Source organism: Actinacidiphila sp. bgisy167 (genome assembly GCF_057707665.1).
The window spans coordinates 13,891-33,948 of the sequence record NZ_JBYIQP010000007.1; the positions used below are offsets into that span (position 1 = coordinate 13,891).

13 protein-coding genes and 1 tRNA gene are annotated in these 20,058 nt (G+C 72.4%); 7 read left to right on the forward strand and 7 right to left on the reverse strand.

The window, feature by feature from the left end; all coding sequences use genetic code 11:
- The 4 genes from AC3ET4_RS04335 to AC3ET4_RS04350 all read left to right on the forward strand — a co-directional run bounded on the left by AC3ET4_RS04335 (position 1) and on the right by AC3ET4_RS04350 (position 4,248).
- The gene (locus AC3ET4_RS04335) at positions 1-1,194 is read left to right on the forward strand and encodes a PP2C family protein-serine/threonine phosphatase (protein WP_431946058.1); all 1,194 of its coding nucleotides are present in this window, start codon (positions 1-3) and stop codon (positions 1,192-1,194) included.
- 62 nt (positions 1,195-1,256) lie between these two features.
- On the forward strand, positions 1,257-2,624 hold the full coding sequence (locus AC3ET4_RS04340; RefSeq protein WP_431946060.1) for a vWA domain-containing protein: 1,368 nt from the start codon (positions 1,257-1,259) through the stop codon (positions 2,622-2,624).
- Between the two features lie 53 nt (positions 2,625-2,677).
- Positions 2,678-3,664: an FHA domain-containing protein gene (locus AC3ET4_RS04345; protein ID WP_431946062.1), complete on the forward strand. Its 987-nt coding sequence runs from the start codon at positions 2,678-2,680 to the stop codon at positions 3,662-3,664.
- A 170-nt stretch (positions 3,665-3,834) separates the two neighbouring features.
- Positions 3,835-4,248, forward strand: a complete 414-nt coding sequence (locus tag AC3ET4_RS04350; protein WP_431946064.1) for a globin — start codon at positions 3,835-3,837, stop codon at positions 4,246-4,248.
- Positions 4,249-4,311: 63 nt separating this feature from the next.
- Here AC3ET4_RS04350 and AC3ET4_RS04355 read toward each other — a convergent pair whose 3' ends face one another.
- From AC3ET4_RS04355 to AC3ET4_RS04385, 7 genes are all read right to left on the reverse strand, one after another.
- Positions 4,312-5,007, reverse strand: coding sequence for a DUF8185 domain-containing protein (locus AC3ET4_RS04355; RefSeq protein ID WP_431946066.1), 696 nt, complete (start codon positions 5,005-5,007; stop codon positions 4,312-4,314).
- Complete coding sequence (locus AC3ET4_RS04360) at positions 5,004-5,456, reverse strand: acyl-CoA thioesterase (RefSeq protein WP_431946068.1); 453 nt, start codon at positions 5,454-5,456, stop codon at positions 5,004-5,006. Before AC3ET4_RS04360 ends, AC3ET4_RS04355 begins: the two co-directional genes overlap by 4 nt.
- A gap of 7 nt (positions 5,457-5,463) precedes the next feature.
- Positions 5,464-7,128 carry an energy-dependent translational throttle protein EttA gene (gene ettA, locus AC3ET4_RS04365; RefSeq protein ID WP_431946070.1) on the reverse strand — a complete coding sequence of 555 codons (1,665 nt, stop codon included), beginning with the start codon at positions 7,126-7,128 and terminating at the stop codon, positions 5,464-5,466.
- A gap of 384 nt (positions 7,129-7,512) precedes the next feature.
- Positions 7,513-8,967, reverse strand: coding sequence for an LAETG motif-containing sortase-dependent surface protein (locus AC3ET4_RS04370; RefSeq protein WP_431946072.1), 1,455 nt, complete (start codon positions 8,965-8,967; stop codon positions 7,513-7,515).
- Between the two features lie 233 nt (positions 8,968-9,200).
- Positions 9,201-9,647 carry a single-stranded DNA-binding protein gene (gene ssb / locus AC3ET4_RS04375; RefSeq protein WP_431946074.1) on the reverse strand — a complete coding sequence of 149 codons (447 nt, stop codon included), beginning with the start codon at positions 9,645-9,647 and terminating at the stop codon, positions 9,201-9,203.
- Between the two features lie 115 nt (positions 9,648-9,762).
- Entirely contained in the window at positions 9,763-11,361 is a 1,599-nt protein-coding gene (locus AC3ET4_RS04380; protein WP_431946076.1) for a GTPase, read from the reverse strand.
- Positions 11,362-11,365: 4 nt separating this feature from the next.
- The gene (locus tag AC3ET4_RS04385; RefSeq protein ID WP_431946078.1) at positions 11,366-13,009 is read right to left on the reverse strand and encodes a dynamin family protein; all 1,644 of its coding nucleotides are present in this window, start codon (positions 13,007-13,009) and stop codon (positions 11,366-11,368) included.
- A gap of 322 nt (positions 13,010-13,331) precedes the next feature.
- On the opposite strand from AC3ET4_RS04385, the gene AC3ET4_RS04390 reads away from it, so the two are divergent.
- From AC3ET4_RS04390 to AC3ET4_RS04400, 3 genes are all read left to right on the forward strand, one after another.
- Positions 13,332-13,404, forward strand: a tRNA-Arg gene (locus AC3ET4_RS04390).
- A 1,411-nt stretch (positions 13,405-14,815) separates the two neighbouring features.
- Positions 14,816-16,873, forward strand: a complete 2,058-nt coding sequence (locus tag AC3ET4_RS04395; protein ID WP_431946080.1) for a multicopper oxidase family protein — start codon at positions 14,816-14,818, stop codon at positions 16,871-16,873.
- Positions 16,874-17,220: 347 nt separating this feature from the next.
- On the forward strand, positions 17,221-20,004 hold the full coding sequence (locus AC3ET4_RS04400; protein ID WP_431946082.1) for an ATP-binding protein: 2,784 nt from the start codon (positions 17,221-17,223) through the stop codon (positions 20,002-20,004).
- Positions 20,005-20,058: the final 54 nt, after the last annotated feature.

Genomic DNA, 20,058 nt, shown 5'->3' on the forward strand with positions numbered 1-20,058 from the left:
ATGCCGCACGAGACCGTTTGCCCGGAGTGCAACGAGCCTCTGGAACCCGAAGACAAGTTCTGCGGCGTCTGCGGCGCCGACCTGTCCGCGCCCCGGCAACCGGACGCGTACGAACTGGCGCCGCCCGACCCCGCCGCCGCCCCCGAACCACCGGGCGGTCAGCCGCAGTCGTACGAGCCGGCCCCGCCGGGGATGGACACCGACACCCTCCCCTTCGGCCCGGGAACCGCCGGCCTGCCCGGGTCACGGACCACCGACCCCCGGCTGGCCGCGGCCGTGTCCGCATCCGACCCACCGACGGCCTCGCCACGGTGCGTGGCCTGCGGCGTGGGCGAGATCGACCCGGACGGCTACTGCCGGCACTGCGGGCACGCGCAGCCCCGGCCCCGCGACCACCAGGAGCAGGAGGTCGGCGGCGTCGCCGCCGTGACCGACCGGGGCCTGCGCCACCACCGCAACGAGGACGCCTTCGCGTTGGGCACGACGGCACTGCCCGACGGCACACCCGCCGTCGTCGCCGTGGTGTGCGACGGGGTGTCCTCCGCGTACCGTCCCGACGACGCCTCGGAGGTCGGTGCGGGCACCGCCCGCACCTCCCTGGTGCGCTCCCTGTCCCGCGGCTCCCACCCCGAGGAGGCGATGCGCGAGGCGCTCCTCGTGGCCGCCCGGGCGGTGACGGACCTGGCGGCCGAGACCCCCGAGGAGGAGGCCCGGCGCCACCACAACGCGCCTGCGTGCACCTGCGTCAGCGCGATCGCCTACGGCACGGCCTTCACCGTGGGCTGGATCGGGGACAGCCGCGCCTACTGGATCCCCGACGACCGCTCCGCCCCGGCCTCCCGGCTGACCGAGGACGACTCCTGGGCCGAGCGCATGGTGGCGATGGGCCTGATGACCCAGGCCGAGGCGTACGCGGACGAGCGGGCCCACGCCATCACCGGCTGGCTCGGCGCGGACGCCGTCGAACTCGACCCCCACACCGCCTCCTTCGAACCGGGCGAACCGGGTGTGGTGGTGGTGTGCACGGACGGGCTGTGGAACTACGCCGAATCGGCCGCGGAGTTGTCCTCCGTGGTGCCCTCGGACGCCCGCACGCGCCCGCTGCACTGCGCCCGCAGCCTGGTCGGGGTCGCCATCGACGGCGGCGGCCACGACAACATCACCGTCGCCGTGCTGCCGTTCCCTGCCACGTGAACTCTCCCTGATGTCCCTGCCGCTGCCTTCCGAAGGCCGGACAAGCGCGAGGAGCACTCCCGATGGCCAACTTCTCCAAGTCGAACGTGCCGCAGTTCTCCGTCGACATCTACCAGAACGAGTTCCTGCCCGAGGGAGGGCGGGAGGTCAACGCGATCGTCACCGTGACCGCGACCGGGGGCGGCACCACCGGCGGACTGCCCCTGGCCACCCACGGGCCCGGCGAGGTACTGCTGCCGGGCCCCGGAGCCGCGACCGGGGCCGGGGCCGCCGTGGTGATCATGGTGGACTGCTCGGGCTCCATGGAGTACCCGCCGACCAAGATGCGCAGCGCCCGTGAGGCGACCGCCGCCGCCATCGACACCATCCGCGACGGTGTCGCCTTCGCGGTGGTGGCCGGCACCCACCAGGCCAGGGAGGTCTACCCGGCGAACGGCGGCCTCGCCGTCGCGGACCCCGACACCCGGCGCCAGGCCAAGGAGGCGCTGCGCCGGCTGACGTCCGGCGGCGGCACGGCGATCGGCTCCTGGCTGCGGCTGGCCCAGCGACTGCTGGCCACGGCCGATGCCTCCATACGGCACGGCATCCTGCTCACCGACGGCCGCAACGAGCACGAGAAGCCGGAGCAGTTGCGGGCCGCACTGGAATCCTGCGCCGGCCACTTCACCTGCGACGCGCGCGGCGTCGGCACCGACTGGGAGGTCAAGGAGCTGACCGGGATCGCCTCCGCGCTGCTCGGCACCGTGGACATCGTCGCCGACCCCTCCGGCCTGGAGGCGGACTTCCGGCAGATGATGGAGACCGCCATGGGCAAGGAGGTCGCCGACGTCGCCCTGCGCCTGTGGACCCCGCAGGGCGCGGAGATCCGGTACGTCAAGCAGGTCGCGCCGAGCGTCGAGGACATCACCGCCCGCCGCGTCCAGGCCGCCCCGCGGGCCGGCGACTACCCGACGGGCTCCTGGGGCGACGAGTCGCGCGACTACCACGTCAACGTGGTGGTGCCGGCGGCCGGCGTCGGCCAGGAGATGCTGGCGGCCCGGGTCTCCCTCGTCCAGCCCCAGCCGGACGGCACTGCGCGCGTGCTGGGCCAGGGGCTGGTGCGGGCGGTGTGGACGGACGACATGGCGGCCTCGACGCGGATCAACCCGCAGGTCGCCCACTACACCGGGCAGGCGGAGCTGGCCCAGGTCATCCAGCAGGGCCTGGACGCCCGCAAGCAGGGCGACCTCGACTCCGCGACCGCCAAGCTCGGCCGGGCGGTGCAACTGGCCAGCGCCTCCGGCAACGAGGACACCGCCAAGCTGCTGGCCAAGGTCGTGGACGTGGTGGACGCGGCGACGGGTACTGTGCGGCTCAAGGCCCGGGTCACCGACGCGGACGAGATGACCCTCGAGACACGTTCGTCGAAGACCGTCCGTGTGAAGAAATAGAGCAGCGGGACAGCGGGGCTAAGACACAGCGGGGCTAAGGGGGAGGCAGCGACATGTCGACGTGCCCGAACGGTCACCAGTCCGCGACGGAGGACTGGTGCGAGGTGTGCGGAATACGCATGTCCGCGCCACCGCCCCCTCCCGTTCCCGCCCCGCCGCCGTCCCCGTACGCGGTGCCGGGCGAGTCCCCGCCGCCACCGCCGTACTCGGGCGGGTACTCCCCCGCCCACACCCATGGTCACGAGGCCCCCTACGACCCGGGGTACGGCCGTGGCACGGGCGGGCTCGGCTACGTCCCGGACGCCACCGCGGCCGCCGAGCCCTGCCCCGACTGCGGCACCCCGCGCGAGGGGTACGCCCAGTTCTGCGAGGAGTGCCGCTACAACTTCGTCATCCAGGCCGGGACGACCTTCGTCCCGCCTGCGCCGCCCTCCTCCCCCGGCTACCCGCCGGACGGGCCGCCGTACCAGCGCCACGAGCCGCCGTACCAGCGCCACGAGTCGCAGATGTCCCGCCCGTCGCAGATCAACCGCCCGGCGGAGCCCCTGGCCCCGGAGTCGGTGACCGTCGGCTCGGACGACTTCCTGCTCACCCCGCCCGGGCTGCCGGACCCCGGGCCCGGGCTGTCGGGCCGGCGCACCTGGACCGCCGTGGTCGCCGCCGACCGGGAGTACTTCACCGGCATGATGGCCCGCAGCGGCCCCGAGGCACGCGGGCTGTACTTCCCCTCGTACAGCCCCGAACGACGCATACCGCTGAGGGGACCGCGGGTCGCCGTCGGCCGCCGCCGCCACAGCACGGGCGAGGCCCCCGACATCGACCTGTCCCGGGCACCCGAGGACCCGGGCGTCTCCCACAAGCACGCCCTGCTGGTGGAGCAGCCCGACGGCAGCTGGTCGTTGGTGGACCAGGGCTCCACCAACGGCACCACCCTTAACGGCGACGAGGAGCCCATCACCCCCTTCGTCCCCGTCCCGCTGGCGGACGGCGACCGCGTGCACGTGGGCGCCTGGACGACGATCACGATCCTCCGCGACTGAACCCCGCCCGCCCCGGTCAGCGGGCCCGCGCCTACCGCGGCGGGCGGCTCCCGCGGCCCGGACGGTGCTGCCCGTCACCGAGCCGCCCGCGGCGGCGCAACAGCCGCTGTCTGCCGTACGGCCACCGTGCGACGGTGACCCCCTTCGGACACCGCGGGCCGTCTGAGACCATGGGATGCGTGAATGAGATCCCGCGGGGCACCGTCGAGCAGCAGACGTTCTTCGACGCGGTCGGCGGCGAGCCGACCTTCCGGCGGCTCGTCCGCCGCTTCTACGAAGGCGTGGCGGAGGACCCGATCCTGCGCCCCATGTACCCGGAGGAGGACCTCGGCCCCGCCGAGGAGCGGATGCGTCTGTTCCTCATGCAGTACTGGGGCGGCCCCCGCACGTACAGCGAGAACCGCGGGCACCCCCGGCTCCGGATGCGCCACGCGCCGTTCCAGGTCGACCGGGCCGCGCACGACGCGTGGCTGCGCCACATGCGCACCGCGGTCGACGAGCTCGGTCTGGAGCCCGACCACGAGCGCCAGCTGTGGGACTACCTGGTCTACGCGGCCGCGTCAATGGTGAACACCCCGGGCTGACGGCCGCAGGGCCGGAGCACGGCGCCTGTCGCCCGACCCGTCACGCGACCGTCACCCGGGCGTTCACACGGGGCTGACCGACAGCCCCTGCGGGCCGCGCCGTATCGCGACGGAGCCGTACGGCGTGCGCAGCCGCAGCCACGGGCCTGCGGCGAGCAGCTGCACCGCAGGCTGCTCGGTCGTGGCGCGCGGCGCCGGGACGGGGGTGCGCACCGGCCGGAGGAAGCCCAGCGCGTGGGCGGCGTGCACCACCCGCAGCGGCAGGCCGGTGGCGCCGAGCTGCCGGGACCAGATGTCGTCGGCGATGGCGTCGAGCTCCGCGCGGGTGCGGCTCTCGGGCCGCAGCGCCTCACTGCGGTCGCGGAACTCGGTCACGGCGGCCGCGGCCACGGCGCGTACGTCCTCCTCGGACGGCAGGCCCCGCACCCGCTCCCAGCCGCCGCGCGGCGGGAGGAGACCCGTCCAGGCCGGCCCCGTGACGGAGGCGGGCACCGCGACCGTGCCCGTCACGTCGTCGATGCCGTCGAGCAGCTGACCCGCGGAGACGGTCGAGTCCAGGTCGCCGGTGTCCTCGTCCAGTTCAGCGGTGCGGACGGCCAGGACCCCCGCGCCGAACGGCGGCTGCCCGAACACGGCGAGCGCCGTGCCCGAGGCGCGCAACCGGACGACGGCGGCCTTGTCCCAGCGGAGCAGCCGGGCCAGGAAGGCGGCGAATCCGTCCGCCTCCCTGGCCTCGGCGAGGCGCAGGGGTGCCGTCATGCGGCGACTGCCCCCTCTTCGGCGCCGGCGGCCGCCCCGGCGCTGTCGTCGTAGTACTCCTCGAGGAAGGACCGCTCCTCCGCCGTGATCCGGCGCGGCCGGCCCTTCTCGAGGTCGTAGGGCACCACGACCGTGGAGGCGCGCACATAGACCGTCTCCGGGTCCTTGACCTCGTAGGCGAGGGTCAGCGACGCGGCTCCCACCTTGGTCACCCAGGTCTCGACCGTCACCGGCTCGTGCCGGTGCACCAGCGGGCGCAGGTAGTCGATCTCGTGGCGGGCGATGACCGACCCGCCCGTGAACGACGCGCTCCCCTCCCCGGGCGCCAGCCGGAACATGAAGTCGACCCGGGCCTCCTCCAGGTAACGGAGGAAGACCACGTTGTTGACGTGCCTGAAGGCGTCCATGTCCGACCAGCGCATCGGGCAGCGGTAGATGTGCCGGGCCATCTCCCGCTCAGCCCCGGGTGAGCTTCTTGTAGGTGGCGCGGTGCGGCCGGGCCGCGTCCGGGCCGAGGCGCTCGACCTTGTTCTTCTCGTACGACTCGAAGTTGCCCTCGAACCAGAACCACTTGGAGTCGCCCTCGTAGGCGAGGATGTGCGTGGCCACCCGGTCCAGGAACCAGCGGTCGTGGGAGACGACCACGGCGCAGCCGGGGAAGTCCAGCAGCGCGTTCTCCAGCGAGGACAGGGTCTCGACGTCGAGGTCGTTGGTCGGCTCGTCGAGGAGCAGCAGGTTGCCGCCCTGCTTGAGGGTGAGCGCCAGGTTGAGGCGGTTGCGCTCACCGCCGGAGAGGACACCGGCCGGCTTCTGCTGGTCCGGGCCCTTGAAACCGAAGGCGCTGACGTACGCGCGAGACGGCATCTCGACCTGCCCGACGTTGATGTAGTCGAGCTCGTCCGACACGACCGCCCAGAGCGTCTTCTTGGGGTCGATGTTGGCGCGGGTCTGGTCCACGTAGGAGATCTTGACCGTCTCGCCGACCTTGATCGTGCCGGAGTCGGGGGACTCCAGACCCTGGATCATCTTGAACAGCGTGGTCTTGCCGGCGCCGTTGGGGCCGATGACGCCCACGATGCCGTTGCGCGGCAGCGTGAAGGACAGGTCGTCGATGAGGACCTTGTCGCCGAACGCCTTGGAGAGGTTGTCGACCTCGACCACGATGTTGCCCAGGCGCGGGCCCGGCGGGATCTGGATCTCCTCGAAGTCGAGCTTGCGCATCTTCTCGGCTTCGGCGGCCATCTCCTCGTAGCGGGCGAGGCGGGCCTTGGACTTGGCCTGGCGGCCCTTGGCGTTGGAGCGGACCCACTCCAGCTCTTCCTTGAGCCGCTTGGCGCGCTTGGCGTCCTTCTGGCCCTCGACCTTCAGACGCGACTGCTTGGTCTCCAGGTAGGTGGAGTAGTTGCCCTGGTACGGGTAGGCGCGGCCGCGGTCGAGCTCGAGGATCCACTCGGCGACGTTGTCCAGGAAGTACCGGTCGTGGGTGATCGCCACGACGGTGCCCGCGTACTTGGCCAGGTGCTGCTCCAGCCACTGCACGGACTCGGCGTCCAGGTGGTTGGTGGGCTCGTCGAGCAGCAGCAGGTCGGGGGCTTCCAGCAGCAGCTTGCAGAGGGCGACGCGGCGCTTCTCACCACCGGAGAGGTTGGTCACCGGCCAGTCGCCGGGAGGGCAGCCGAGGGCGTCCATCGCCTGCTCCAACTGGGCGTCCAGGTCCCAGGCGTTGGCGTGGTCGAGTTCCTCCTGCAGCTTGCCCATCTCGTCGAGGAGCGCGTCGGAGTAGTCGGTCGCCATCAGCTCGGCGATCTCGTTGAACCGGTCCAGCTTGGCCTTGACCGGGCCGACGCCGTCCTGGACGTTCTCCAGCACGGTCTTGGACTCGTCCAGCGGGGGCTCCTGCAGCAGGATGCCGACCGAGTAGCCGGGCGAGAGGAACGCGTCACCGTTCGACGGCTGCTCCAGACCGGCCATGATCTTGAGCACCGTCGACTTGCCGGCGCCGTTGGGACCCACGACACCGATCTTCGCGCCGGGCAGGAAGTTCAGGGTGACGTCGTCGAGGATCACCTTGTCGCCGTGCGCCTTGCGCGTCTTGCGCATGGTGTAGATGAACTCAGCCAAGAGAAACCGTCCGGCATTCGATGTGTGGGCAGATACACCCCATCTTGCCGTACCGCTACCCCCGGGCGGAAACGAGTACCTGAGCGGTGCCCCGCACGCCTGCGACCTGGTACGAACCGCCCCGAACCTGTCGTCGCCGGTCAGCGTCGGCCGTCGCAGCCCGGCGACGAGAGGTTCGGGGATGACGACGGCACGGGCGCAGGGCGTGCGGGGCGTGGGGGCAGGGCTTGTCGCTTTTATGGCCGCTGCCCGGCAGGCGCCGCGCCGGCCGCGTGCCGAGCTCGGTCGCCACGGGCGGATGGCAGGTGCCGCCCGAGGCGGCGAAGGGGGCGGAGAACCATCGGCCTCCGCCCCCTTCACTCATGAGCGGCCTCGGGGGTCGGTTCACTCAGCGGAGGGAGCCGCCTTCTTCTTGCGGAGCAGGAAGACCGCGCCGCCGCCTATGACGACCAGGGCGATCGCGATGCCGGCGATCACCGGGGTGGCGCTGCTCGAACCGGTCTCGGCGAGGTCGCCCCCGGTGGTGGAGCCGGTGGCGGCGGATCCGGCGGCGTCGGATCCGGTGGTGGACCCGGTGTCTCCGGCGCCCTCGGAGGAGCCGCCGGCCGTGGCGGGGCTCGGCGAGGAGGACGGGGTGTCACCGCCGTTGCCGGCGGTCTGGCAGTCGAGGACGCCTTCGAAGGTCTTCTCGAAGCCCTCGGGGCCGGTGATGGTGACCTTGTAGTGCTGGTCCTCGGCCACGGGCACCGTCACGGTCTCGGACTTGCCGGCCTCGACCGTGTGCGGCGCGCCGTTCAGCTCGAAGGTGAACGGCTGGTCACCCTCGTTGGCGGCCGTCACGTCCAGTCCGCCCTTGGCGCAGTTGACCTGGGCGGAGACTGCCGGGATCGGGCCCTTGGCGGCCCAGGTGGCGGTCGCGGTCGCGGAAACGGAGCTGTCGCTGGAGCCGGCGAGGATCTGGACCTGCGTGGTGCTGTTGGCGCCTGTGAAGGCGCGACCGACCGGGAGCTTGGTGTTGGCGACGGCGCTCAGCGAGGTCATGCCGTCGGGCGTACCGGCCGCGACGTCGAAGTAGAGCTCGTCGCCGTCCTCGGCGGAGGTGACCACGACGCCGTTCTTGTCGGTGACCTTGACGCCGGAGGGGTTGCCGGGCGCGGGGCTCACCTGAACGGTGGAGGCGTTGGTGTGCACCTTGATCGGGCCGAGCACGTCACCGGCCTTGCCGGAGACCGCCGGCGGGTCGAGGACCAGCGATGCGGCGGGCTCCTTCCGGTCCAGGGCGTTCTCCTCCAGCCAGTCCGCCAGCTCCTCGGCGACGGGGTCGACGGCGGTCACGTCGGCCTTGTCGGAGAAGCGCCAGATGGCCACCTGGGTGCCGGCGGCGGCGAGCTTGTCGGTGAGCGGACCGGACAGAGCCGCCCTCTTCCGCAGCGCCGCGAGGTCGTTCACCTGCGGGTAGGAGTTCTGCAGAATCCAGTTGATCTTGCCGGCGTCGCGGTTGTCATGGAGGCTCGACTCGTCCCAGGAGACCTCCTTGTAGGCGGCGTTGTTCTGGGTCGGGTTGTGCAGGTCGATGCAGTACGTACGGATCGTGCCGCCGCCGTCGACGGACATCTCGAAGAGGCCGGCGCCGACCTTCTCCGTCTTGCCGTTCTCGTGGATCTCGGCCTGGCCGAAGATCTTCAGACCGTCGAGCTTCGCCGTCGCACCGGGCGCGGTGGGGGTCGCGTCGTCCGCGATGGCGGACCCGGCAACGGCTATGGAACCCGCGGCGAGGAGGCCGGAGGCCACCATCGCGACGGCAAGACGGGCAGCTCCCCGCCTCCGTGCAGTGAACATGATTTCCCCTCCGGGCGAGGCCGATCGTGGGGGCAGCCTCACCGACAGCTGTGGATCCCCGCAGAAAGCCGGGGGTATCGGTGAATCCTAGAAACCCGCCGCGGCGCGGCCGCCGGGATTCACACGTCGCCCGGAGATTCGAATCGGAATCGTTACCCGCACGTAGGCATGAACGGGAAATTGTCGATAAATCACCGACGTTTTCCGCGGGCCGAATAATCAGCTGTCCGTTTTTATCCTGACAGCGCGGCCAGTGGATCGCCGGGGAGCGGCCCTCCTGCGCCCGCGGCGGCCTGCGCGGCCGTGAGTTCCGGCCGGCTCGCGGACACCCGCCGGAACGCCGAGGTGCCCCGCGCCAGGTCATGGCCGCAGGTGATCGCGTCGACGTCGGCCGAGAGATACCGCTGCCCGTCCCGCTCCTCCTCACGCACTCTCAGGCGTCCCTGGACGAGCAGTGGTTCACCGACCCCGACCGAGGCCGCCACGTTCTCCCCCAGCTGCCGCCAGGCCCACACCGTGTAGAAGCTGGTGTGCCCGTCCGACCAGCCCCCGCGTTCCCGGTCCCAGCGGCGCGCGGTCGCGGCCAGGCGGAACCTGGCGACTGGGACCCCTGTGGGCGTCGTCCGGAATTCCGGCCTGGTGGCGACATTCCCCACGACGGTGACCAGTGTCTCGTTCATTGCCGACGCTCCCCGTTGCCGTCGCCGGCCGGGCGGCCCCCTGCCGCCGGCCCCGCGATGGCTCCATGATGGGACCGCCGCGCCCGCGGCGGGGACTTCGGATTCGACCTGTGGATTACTGGCTGGTTGTGGACAACTCCGTCACCCTGAAGTGGTTTCCGGCGAGCACCCCGTACTGCTCCCGCACTTCCCGGTAACGCAGCAGTTCGGCCGCCAGCGGTTCCAACACCCGCGCACGCCCGCAGTCGGCCGCCGCATCGGCCATCCGCCGCTCTGCGGCCTGACCGTACCGGCGGGCCGGGCCGCGGGCGGCGAACCTGCTCACCCGGGTGAGCAGCGGGCCGCCCACAGCTCCCACCGCCAGCAGTACGGGCGGCAGCCACCACGGCAGCCGCAGCGCGCCCGCGGCCGTCGCGCTCCCCGAGACCAGCGCGGCCGTCGCGAGCAGCGCCAGCAGCCACTGCGCCGTGCCGACCACCGACCACCACCGAGGACGCAGCGGCTCGTCCGGCGCCACCCGCTCCATCGCCGCGTCCAGTGCCTCCGGGAGCGTGCGGCCGCCGCGGCGCGCCGCCTCCCGTACCGCCTGCGCCCAGGGAGCGGGCAACCCGACCACGACCTCCGCGGCGACCGCGCGCACGGCCTCGTCGACCGACGCGCGCGACGCCGACAGTTCCGGACGGCGGCCGTGGAGGGCGGCGTCGTCCGGCCCGGCCCCGCGGACCCGCCGCAGATGCCGCCACGGGGTGCCGCACGCCTCCTCGGCGGCCCTGGCCCATGCCCGCTCCGCCGCCCGGCCCGCCGCCGCGGCGCCCACCGCGTACGCGAGGCTCGCCGTGAAGTCCTCACGAGCCCGGTCGGTCAGCCCCGTCACTCCTTCGGCGACGTACAGCGGGCGCAGCCGCTCCGCGAGCCCGTCGACGTCCGCCGACAGCCGCCGGCTCGCGGCGGCACGCTCGGCCACGACCTGGCCGATGGCCGCCCTCAGCTCCGGGACGCCCTCGCCGCTCAGTGCCGAGACGGCCATCACCATCGCGCCGTCCTCTCCGTGCTCCCCGACGGCGAGCCCGTCGTCGTCGAGCAGCCGCCGCAGGTCGTCGAGGACCTGCTCGACGGCCTCCTCCGGGAGCCGGTCGATCTGGTTGAGGACGACGATCGTCACGTCGGCGTGCCCGGCCAGCGGCCGCAGATAGCGCTCGTGGAGGGCGGCGTCCGCGTACTTCTCCGGGTCGAGCACCCACACGATGACGTCGACGAGTTTCAGCACCCGGTCCACCTGCTCGCGGTGGGCCGTCGCCGCCGAGTCGTGGTCCGGCAGGTCGAGCAGGACCAGGCCGGCGGGGCCGTCGTCCGTCCGCTCCGCACCCTCGTCCAGCAGGCTGTGGCGGGCGAACCGCGCCGTGGGCCCGATGCCGAGCCGGTCCAGCAACCCCGAGGCCCCACGTGGGTCCCATGCGCAGGCGACCGGCGCCGAGGTGGTCGGTCGGCGCACCCCGATCCGCGAGAGGTCCAGTTCCGTCAGCGCGTTGAACAGCGACGACTTTCCGCTGCCCGTCGCCCCGGCCAACGCCACCACCGTGTGGTCGGTGGAGAGCCGGCGCCGGTCGCCGACCCGTTCCAGCAGCTCCCCGGCCCCGTCCAGCGCCTCGTGGCTCACGCGGGTGCGCGACAGCCCGAGCAGTTCCGACAGCGCGTCCACCCGCTCTGTGAGCACCTGATCACCTCTCCTGGAGTTGGTACGACTTCTGCACGACCGAAAGCTCCGCGATCAGCGACGCCTGCTGGGCCGCCGTCACGTCGAGTGCGTCCACCGGCAGCACCCGCAGTTCCCGCTCGGCGTCGAGCACGTCCGCGACCAGACGGTCCAGCTCCTCGCGCGCCCGGTCGCCCGCACGCAGCGCCGCGTGCGCGCCGACGAGCGAGGCGAGCCGCTCCCCCGCGACCGTGCCCTTGCGGCCGCCGAGCACAGCGACCGCGATCAGCGCCGCCGCGTGCTGCGGGTCGACGCCCTCCGTGCTCGCGCGCACCGCCTGGTCCGCGAGGCGGCGCACCGTGAATCCCCAGGTGTCGACGGCCTCCTCGATCCGCTCGGCGACGTCGTCGGACGCCGCCTCCGGGTCCGCGTCCTCCACCAGTTCGGCGCCCGCGGGGTCACCGCGCCACGCGTCGAGGGTCCGTTCGTCGGCTGCGGCGACCTGCGTCCTCAGCAGCGCGGCCAGACTCTCGGCCAGGGCTGCCAGCAGCGCCGCGGGACCGCAATCGGGGTAACCGCGCCAGCTGGCCAGAGCCTCCCCGGCCAGCAGCGCTCCCGCGTGGACCGCCTCCTGCGCGCGCGACTCGGCCTCGTCGTAGGCGTCGTCCACCTGACGGGTCAGGCGCACCGCCGCGGCATGCTGGGCGGCTGAGGCGCCGGCCAGTTCCGGGAGCCTGTTGCCGAGCGATCGCAGGACGCCGGACACGGTGCGCCGCGCCGCCTGGTGCCGGGCGGCCGGGTCCTCGGCACAGTGCGCGAGCCAGCTGCCGAGCGCCGCCACGGCGGTGTGCGGCAGCAGCCCGCCGGCCCCGGCCGACTCGGGCAGCTCCGGGACGGTGAACCGGGGCACGTCCCCGAGCCCGGCCCGGGTCAGCAGCGCGGCATAGTGCTGGGAGACCTCGTCGGCGATCTGGTGCGGCACCCGGTCCAGGACGGTGGCCAGAGTGACGTCGTACTCCTTGGCCGTGCGGAGCAGATGCCACGGCACGGCGTCGGCATAGCGCGCCGCGGTGGTCACCAGAATCCAGATGTCGGCCGCGCAGAGCAGTTCCGCGGCGAGCTCGCGATTGCGGGAGACCAGGGAGTCGATGTCGGGCGCGTCCAGGAGGGCGAGCCCGCGCGGCAGCGCGTCGTCCGTCTCCAGGCGCAGCCACAGCCTGATCTCCTCCGCCTCGCGGTCCTCGTCGCTCCTGTCCGCGTGCTCCCTCCCGTCGGCGGCGGCCCGGGGGCGCGGCGCCCAGGCGCGGGCGAGGCCGGGCAGCACCCTGGGGTCGGCGAACCAGGCGCGGTCCTGGGGGTGGCACACCAGCACCGGTGTGCGCGTCGTGGGGCGCAGCACGCCCGCGTCGCTCACCCGCCGGCCGATCAGCGAGTTCACGAGCGTCGACTTCCCCGCCCCGGTCGAACCGCCCACCACGGCCAGCAGCGGCGCTTCGGGGGCTTTCAGCCGGGGCACCAGATAGTCGTCGAGCTGCGCCAGCAGTTCCTGTCGTGTGCGGCGGGCCCGCTCGGCTCCGGGGAGGGGGAGAGGGAAACGCGCGTCCGCGACGCGGTCGCGCAGGGCCGACAGCGCGTCGAGGAGTTCGGGCCGTACATCCAAGATCGCCACATTGGCAGAATGCCCCATTTTGATGGGTTTTTGAAGTGTATTCCGCCTACTTCACGCCTATCGCCCGCAAGAAGGCCCGGAACGCGACAGAAGGGTCGGAAGAGACAGCGGCATAACGAGTGCACAACAGCCGTCGACTGAGGCCGCGAAACAGATGCGCCATTCGCACCTGCCTGCGATTATCAGACCGCTTCACCGAACCTACACAACGTGTCATGAAGGCGAAGCAACCGGCCGCACATCAGCCGCGCCTTATCCTTGTCCCCGGCAAGGTCACGGGACCGTCGACACAAGGGACGGGTTCGGTCGCGGCCAACGCCCGGCCCCCGTAGCTCAGTGGATAGAGCAGGCGCCTTCTAAGCGCTTGGTCGCAGGTTCGAGTCCTGCCGGGGGCACCCATGCCTGCCGGCACGAACGCCCCAGAGGGAGACTCCCCTCCAGGGCGTTTGGCGTCTCCGACGGCGACGCCTGCGGCTGCGCGCGGCTGCGGCATTCGACGGCCGGCGGCGTCCCGAGCCGGTCCGTCACGTCGAGCGTCCTGCGCCCGACGATGCGCGCACGATGTGGGGCGGAACGCCTACGGTGAGTAGCGGCTCGCCGCGGCAACGCTCTCGGACCACGACCAGCAGGCAGGACAGAGTCCAGGCGGCCCGTAACGCGGGGAGAGCCGCGCGGGTTCCTACGGTGCGTGACGAAGGAATGGGCCCCTGCGGGCCTTGTCCCTCCTGCCTTCACCGGCATCTCCCGTGCCCAGCTCGGAGGTTTGACCGAGAAGCCGGCCGGGCCGTGGGCCGCGCGCTGTGAGTCCGCGACAACGCGGCGGCAGCCGCGGGCAGCGGCCTGGGCCCGGGCCGAAGCACGACCTCGTTTCACCGACCGGGTGTTGGTCACCCTGGTTTATGGCGCGGTCAGCACCTGCGCTGCCCCCACGCCGAATCCGAGTCGGCCAGCAACTCGTGACGCCTCCGCCCGAGAGGGACCAGGTCGAGGCGTTGGACCTGTACGCGGAGTTCTGCGGCGGCCCGCGACGGAAGCAGGAGCGAAGCCTCTTGGAGCTTGCCCCGGGCCCCAGCCCTCGCCACAGCAGGGGCGCGTGAACTCGGCCTCCCAACGCCTCCACCGGCGCTTGGTGCCGTGGGTACGCGCAGACCACACGCTCAACACCGCTGCCACGAGGCCGGGAGACGTGCGCTCCCGTGCGAGACGCCCCCACGCCGGACGGCAAGGCGGCTCCCGGCGGTGGCCACGAGATTCGACGCCACGCTGCGCGAACCACACACGTCAAATGACGCATGCCCGGCCACGCGGCGCTGCCTAGGCTCATCACTGTGGATTTCGGCGTGCCGATCTAGGGGCGCGTGCTTCAGGCGCGCCTTGAAGCGGTCGCGCCGAAGCATCCACACGTAACGGGGGTTACAGCGATTCGGAGGGCGCGAGTGTTCGGCGCGCCCTCCGAAAAGCCGTGCGATCCGTCATGGCGATCGTGGTAGCGAGCGTCCGGGGCCCGGTGCGCACCCATGCGCCGGGCGCATGTGGCGTCCGGCCGAGGCACGCGGTTCCCTGCGGAGCGCGCGTCCATCACCGATCCCACGCCGCCCTCCGCGCGAACGACGTACGGCGGGGCGGTGCCGCGCGGGCCCTGCCCGAGCGCGGCTTTCGGTGGCAGCCAGCGACGGGGCGATCCCGCTCCACGGGTGCCCTGCATGGCGGCGTACTCCCCACTGGTCCATCCGGACAGGGGGGTGACGCGCTCACGGGTGGGCGCACGAGCCGTCGCGGATTTGAACTTCAAGGAGTGCACAGCAAGTGGCAGCGCATAAGAGGCGGACCTTCTTCGGAATCGCGGGAGGCGCCGTCGCCGGCGTGGCCGCCTACGGCGGGGTGAACCTGCTGGGCGGCGGGGGCACCGAGGCCCAGGCCGCGGTGGACGGGTCCGCGCGGCTGACGGGCGGGAAGGGGCACGACCTCAAGGGCCCCTCGCAGCCGCAGGTGACCGAACTGACCCCGTTCAAGGACGAACTGCCGATTCCACCCACCCTGAAGCCCTCGAGCCGGGGCACCACCGAGGTCCGCCTCGTCGAGAAGCCGATACGCCTGCACTCGCAGCTCCCCGCGACCCGGATGTGGACCTATGAGGGCCACTTCCCCGGCCCGACCATCGAGGCCCGTCGCGGACAGAAGTTCCGGCTCGCCTGGCGGAACGAACTGACCGGCACCACCCCCGTCAAGGCCGTCTTCGTGGAACCCCAGGGCCCGCCGCCGGGCTTCCTGGCGCTGAACACCCCCGGTTCCCAGGGCGCGAAGGAGCGGCCCGAGGTGGCCGCGCTGACCGCCTGGACCTCGGTGCACCTGCACGGTGGCCGGCAGCACGCGATATCCGACGGCGCTCCTGACTCGGGCGTGACCCGGGGCAGCGCGCAGCTCGCCGAGTACACCAACGACACGGCCGCGGCGCACCTCTTCTACCACGACCACGCAATGCCGGTGACGGCGCTCAACGTGATGGCGGGCCTGCTCGGCAACTACATCATCCGCGACGAGAACGAGGACCACCTCGACCTGCCGCGCGGCCGGTACGAGATTCCGCTGACCATCGCCGACGTCAACTTCGACACGGACAGCAAGGGGCGGATCAACGGACAGCTCCTCGCGAAGCGGATCCAGGTCGGTCCGTCCATCCCCGGAGTAATGACGGCCGCGGTGCAGTTCCAAGGCCCCTACACCATGGTCAACGGCCGGGTGTGGCCCTACCTGGACGTGGAGGCCACCGCCTACCGCTTCCGCGTGGTGAACGCCTCCAACGCCCGGGCCTACACCCTCGCCCTGGTGGACGAGGAGAGCGGGAAGGCCGTCAAGGGCGCGATCCAGGTGATCGGCACCGACATGGGCCTGCTGGACAAGCCGCAGAGCGTCGAGGAGAGCCTCACCCTCACCCCCGCCGAGCGCGTTGACGTCGTCATCGACTTCGCGGCCTTCCGCGGCCGGCGGCTCAAGCTCGTCAATGTCGCGCCCGGCGCTCCCGGTGCGCCCCCCGCCCCCGCGGGCACCCCCGTGCCCCCGGCCGGCGTGCCGTACCCGCAGGTCATGCAGTTCCGCGTGGGCAAGGAGCGGAAGCGGTCCTACGCGGCGCCGAAGAAGCTGGACCCGCGGTTCAAGCGCCTGACCGCGTCCGACGTACCGCGGGACGCCGTCGAGCGTTTCGTCATGCTCTCGTTCGACCCGATGGGCATGCCGACGATCATGGAGTTGCAGGAGGCTCCCGCGGGCACGGGCACCGGCAAGGGTGTCGTGCAGCTCGCCCTGCCCGGCGGCACCCGCACCTTCCGCGTCGTGGGCAAGCACTTCGAGGACGCCACCAACTTCTTCGCCGCTGCCGGGAGCTGGGAGAAGTGGACGTTCATCAGCGTGGGCCCGGTCCAGCAGCAGATCCAGCACCCGATGCACATCCACCTGATGAACTTCCAGGTGCTCGAGCGCCACGCGGTCGACGGCACCACCTTCGACACGGCGCTGGGCGGCACTACCGCGCCGATCGCCGTCAAGAGCCCCCTGCCCGTCGCCACCAGCGAGTCGGGCTGGAAGGACACCGTCAACCTGACGCCGAACTCCATGGTCACGGTCGCCGGCCAGTTCGGTCGTGAGACCGGCCGGTTCATGTACCACTGCCACATCCTCGACCACGAGGACGAGGGCATGATGCGACCCTTCGTCGTCATGCCGGCACCGGTGCTCACCCTGCAGAACATGATGCTCAAGATGATGAACAACCCGGGCAAGCCGGCCGGTGGCGGCGCCCCGCCGGCGGAGCACGGCCCGATGGACCACGGTTCGATGGACCACTCGGACATGTCCGCGATGGGCTGACGAACGCGCCGCGGCGGGCCTCCTCCGGTACGGAGGCCCGCCGCACAACTGCCCCCGTACGGCAAACCCGCACGGCAGCCGCGCACAGCGCCCCGGCCCCGGGGCGGAGCAGTAGCATCGGGGTCGGCGCTCTCGTTTCCGGCACCCGGTGAGAGGCGGCAGAGCCACCCGGGACAGTGCGCGCCCCGCGGGCGCGCGAGCAGCGGTGCGGCTCCCGGCCGCCCTGCCCGGTTCTGCCGCCCTGCCCGGTGCCTTCTGCCCGTCCCGGGCGCGCCTCATGGCAACCGCACCACCCGGGTGCGCCGGCGCCACGCACCCTGAAGAATCCACGCAATGGAGAGTCGCTTGTGGACCACGATCACCGTTCGCGCACCTGCGAGGCGGAGAACCTGGTCGGGCGCCATCAGGAACTCGAACTGATCGACGGCCTCCTCCGCCGTCCGGCGGACGCCCCAGGGGCGCTGCTGCTGTCGGGCGAGGCGGGGGTGGGCAAGACCGCCCTGCTGGAAAGGGCCGCCCAGCGCGCTTGCGCGGCCGGGGTCCGCGTCCTGCGGGCGGCAGGCGCGCAGTTCGAGTCGGGCATGACGTACTCCGGTCTCCACCAGGTGCTTCTCCCGCTCCTTGAGGAGATCGACGCGCTCGACGACGTGTACCGCGAGGCACTGCGGGTGGCCCTGGGTTTCGGTACGGGTTCACCGCCGCGGACTCTCGTCGTCGCCAACGCCGCCCTGGCGCTGCTGCAGCACGCGGCCGCGGACCAGCCGTTGCTGCTGATCGTGGACGACCTGCCCTGGATCGACCGGGCCAGCGCCGTGGTCCTCGGCCTGGTGGCCCGCCGCCTCAGCGGTACCGGCATCACCGTGCTGGCCGCGGCCCGCGGGCGAGGCGAAGGCCTCGACCACGCGGGCATACCCGAACACCAGGTGCTGCCCCTGGACCCGTCGTCCGCGCGCCGGCTCGTCGGCCTGCGGCACCCGGACCTGGTCTGGAGCGTGCTGGAGAGGGTGGTCACCACCGCCCACGGCAACCCGCTCGCCCTGCTGGAGCTGCCCACCGCCCTGACCGGACCCCAGCGTTCCGCACTGGAGCGCCTCCCGGATGTCCTGCCCCTGGGGCAGCGCCTGGAAGCGCTCTTCGTCTCCCGGCTTTCGGGCCTGGCTCCCGCCTCCCGCCGTCTGCTCCTGATCGCCGCGCTGGACGGGACCGGCGACCTGGCCGTCCTGCAGCGCGCGGGGCGGCACTCCTCCGTCCAGGCGACGCTGGCCGACCTGGGCCCCGCCGAACAGGACGACCTGATCCGGTTCGACGACAACGGCCATCGCCTGGGTTTCCGCCACCCCTTGATCCGCTCGGCGATCGTCGGCGCCTCCACCACCGCGGAGCGCCGTGCGGCGCACCGCGCCATCGCCGACGTCCTGGAGGACCAGCTCGAGCGCCGGGCATGGCATCTGGGCGAAGCGGCGGTGGAACCCGACGAGGAGGTCGCGGCCCTCCTCGAACGCAGCGCCCACACGGCCGTCACACGCGGTGACTCGTTCGCTGCGATCCAGGCCCTCACGCGAGCCGGGCACCTGAGCCCCGCGGCGCCCGACCGCGCCCGCCGGCTCGCCCAAGGGGCCTTCATCGGCGCCGACGCGACCGGTGAACTCGTCAACGCCTCCCATCTCCTCGAGGACGCCCGGCAGGCCGGCACCGACGACCACGCCTCCCTGTACGCGGCGGCCACCGCGGTCCACCTGATGCTCAACGGCACAGGGGACATCGACATGGCCCACCAAGTGATCGTGGCCGCCATCGAGCAGGTGCTCCACCGGCACGACTCCTATGATCCCGCCCTCGACGAGGCCCTGTACCTGCTGATTCTCCTGTGCCACTTCGGCGGCCGGCCGGAGCTGTGGCAGGACTTCCACAGGATCGTGGGACGGCTGCCGGACGTGCCCGCGGTGATCACGGCGTCCGCGGTGACACTCGGTGATCCCGCGCGGGCCGGCGGCGCGGCGCTGCGCGCACTGGACGAGTTGCTGGCCGGACTGGCCGAGGAGAGCGACCCGACGAGCATCGTCCGCATCGGCACCGCTGGTGTCTACGTGGACAGGCTGTCCCGCGTGCGCGACGCTTCCCGCCGGGTACGGCAGCAGGAGGCGGACTCGGGCCTGGCCGTCAAGAAGCTCGCCGTCCTTCCGGTGCTGTGCCAGGACGCGTTCAACACCGGCCGCTGGGACGAGACCGTCCAGCTGGCCGACGAGGGGCTCCGGCTGAGGGAGCAGGTCGACAACCCCTTCTACACCTGGTATTTCCGGTACGAGAAGGCTCTGGTCGCGGCGGCACGCGGTGACCTCGGCCCCGCTGTGGAGACGGCCGACGCGATGACGTCCTGGGCGGTCTCCCGTGGCGCGGGCCAGATGTTGAGCGCCGCCGCGCACATCCGGGTGCTGGCAGCGCTCGCGGAGGAGGACTTCGAGAGCGTGTTCCGGCACGCGGAGGCCATCAGCCCGGCCGGCTCGCTGGCGCGCTACGCCCCGCACGCGATCTGGGTGGTGATGGACCTGGTGGAAGCCGCCGTGCGCACCGACCGCCCGGAAGCGGCGACCGCCCATGTGCGGGCCGTTCAGGAAGCCGGGATCGCGGACATCTCACCGCGCCTCGCACTGCTCGTCGGCGCGGCCACGGCCCTGGCGACCCCGGAGGCGGACGAGGCGACGGCACTGTTCGAGCGGACGCTGTCGCTTCCCGGCACCGACGACTGGCCCTTCGAGCGGGCGCGGGTGGCCCTCGCCCACGGCGAACGGCTGCGGAAAGCGAGGATGACCAGAGCCGCCAGGAAGACGCTGGTGACGGCACTGGACATCTTCGGGGAGCTCGGCGCGCGCCCGTGGGCCGACCGGGCCGGGCGCCACCTCAAGGCAGCCGGCTGGACGGCCCGGCCCCATCGGGGCCCCGCCGTGCTCACACCGCAGGAATCCGAGGTGGCCCACCTCGCCGCCTCCGGACTCACCAACAAGCAGATCGCCGAGCGGCTCCATCTCTCCCACCGCACGGTGAGCGGCCATCTCTACCAGGTGTTCCCCAAGCTCGGGATCACCTCCCGCGCCGCGCTGCGCGACGCCCTGGCCGGCCTGGACCAGCCGTGACCGCGTCGCGGTGCTCCCGTCCGGCAGGAAGCGGGCGGCTGGGGCCGGCCCGCT

What these genes read in the sequence shown, in the direction of transcription:
- AC3ET4_RS04350 (WP_431946064.1), top strand. Translation starts at nt 3,835, where the DNA reads ATGGGATGCGTGAATGAGATCCCGCGGGGCACCGTCGAGCAGCAGACG.
- AC3ET4_RS04335 (WP_431946058.1), top strand. Translation starts at nt 1, where the DNA reads ATGCCGCACGAGACCGTTTGCCCGGAGTGCAACGAGCCTCTGGAACCC.
- AC3ET4_RS04345 (WP_431946062.1), top strand. Translation starts at nt 2,678, where the DNA reads ATGTCGACGTGCCCGAACGGTCACCAGTCCGCGACGGAGGACTGGTGC.
- AC3ET4_RS04340 (WP_431946060.1), top strand. Translation starts at nt 1,257, where the DNA reads ATGGCCAACTTCTCCAAGTCGAACGTGCCGCAGTTCTCCGTCGACATC.
- ssb (WP_431946074.1), bottom strand. Translation starts at nt 9,647, where the DNA reads ATGAACGAGACACTGGTCACCGTCGTGGGGAATGTCGCCACCAGGCCG.
- AC3ET4_RS04370 (WP_431946072.1), bottom strand. Translation starts at nt 8,967, where the DNA reads ATGTTCACTGCACGGAGGCGGGGAGCTGCCCGTCTTGCCGTCGCGATG.
- AC3ET4_RS04360 (WP_431946068.1), bottom strand. Translation starts at nt 5,456, where the DNA reads ATGGCCCGGCACATCTACCGCTGCCCGATGCGCTGGTCGGACATGGAC.
- AC3ET4_RS04355 (WP_431946066.1), bottom strand. Translation starts at nt 5,007, where the DNA reads ATGACGGCACCCCTGCGCCTCGCCGAGGCCAGGGAGGCGGACGGATTC.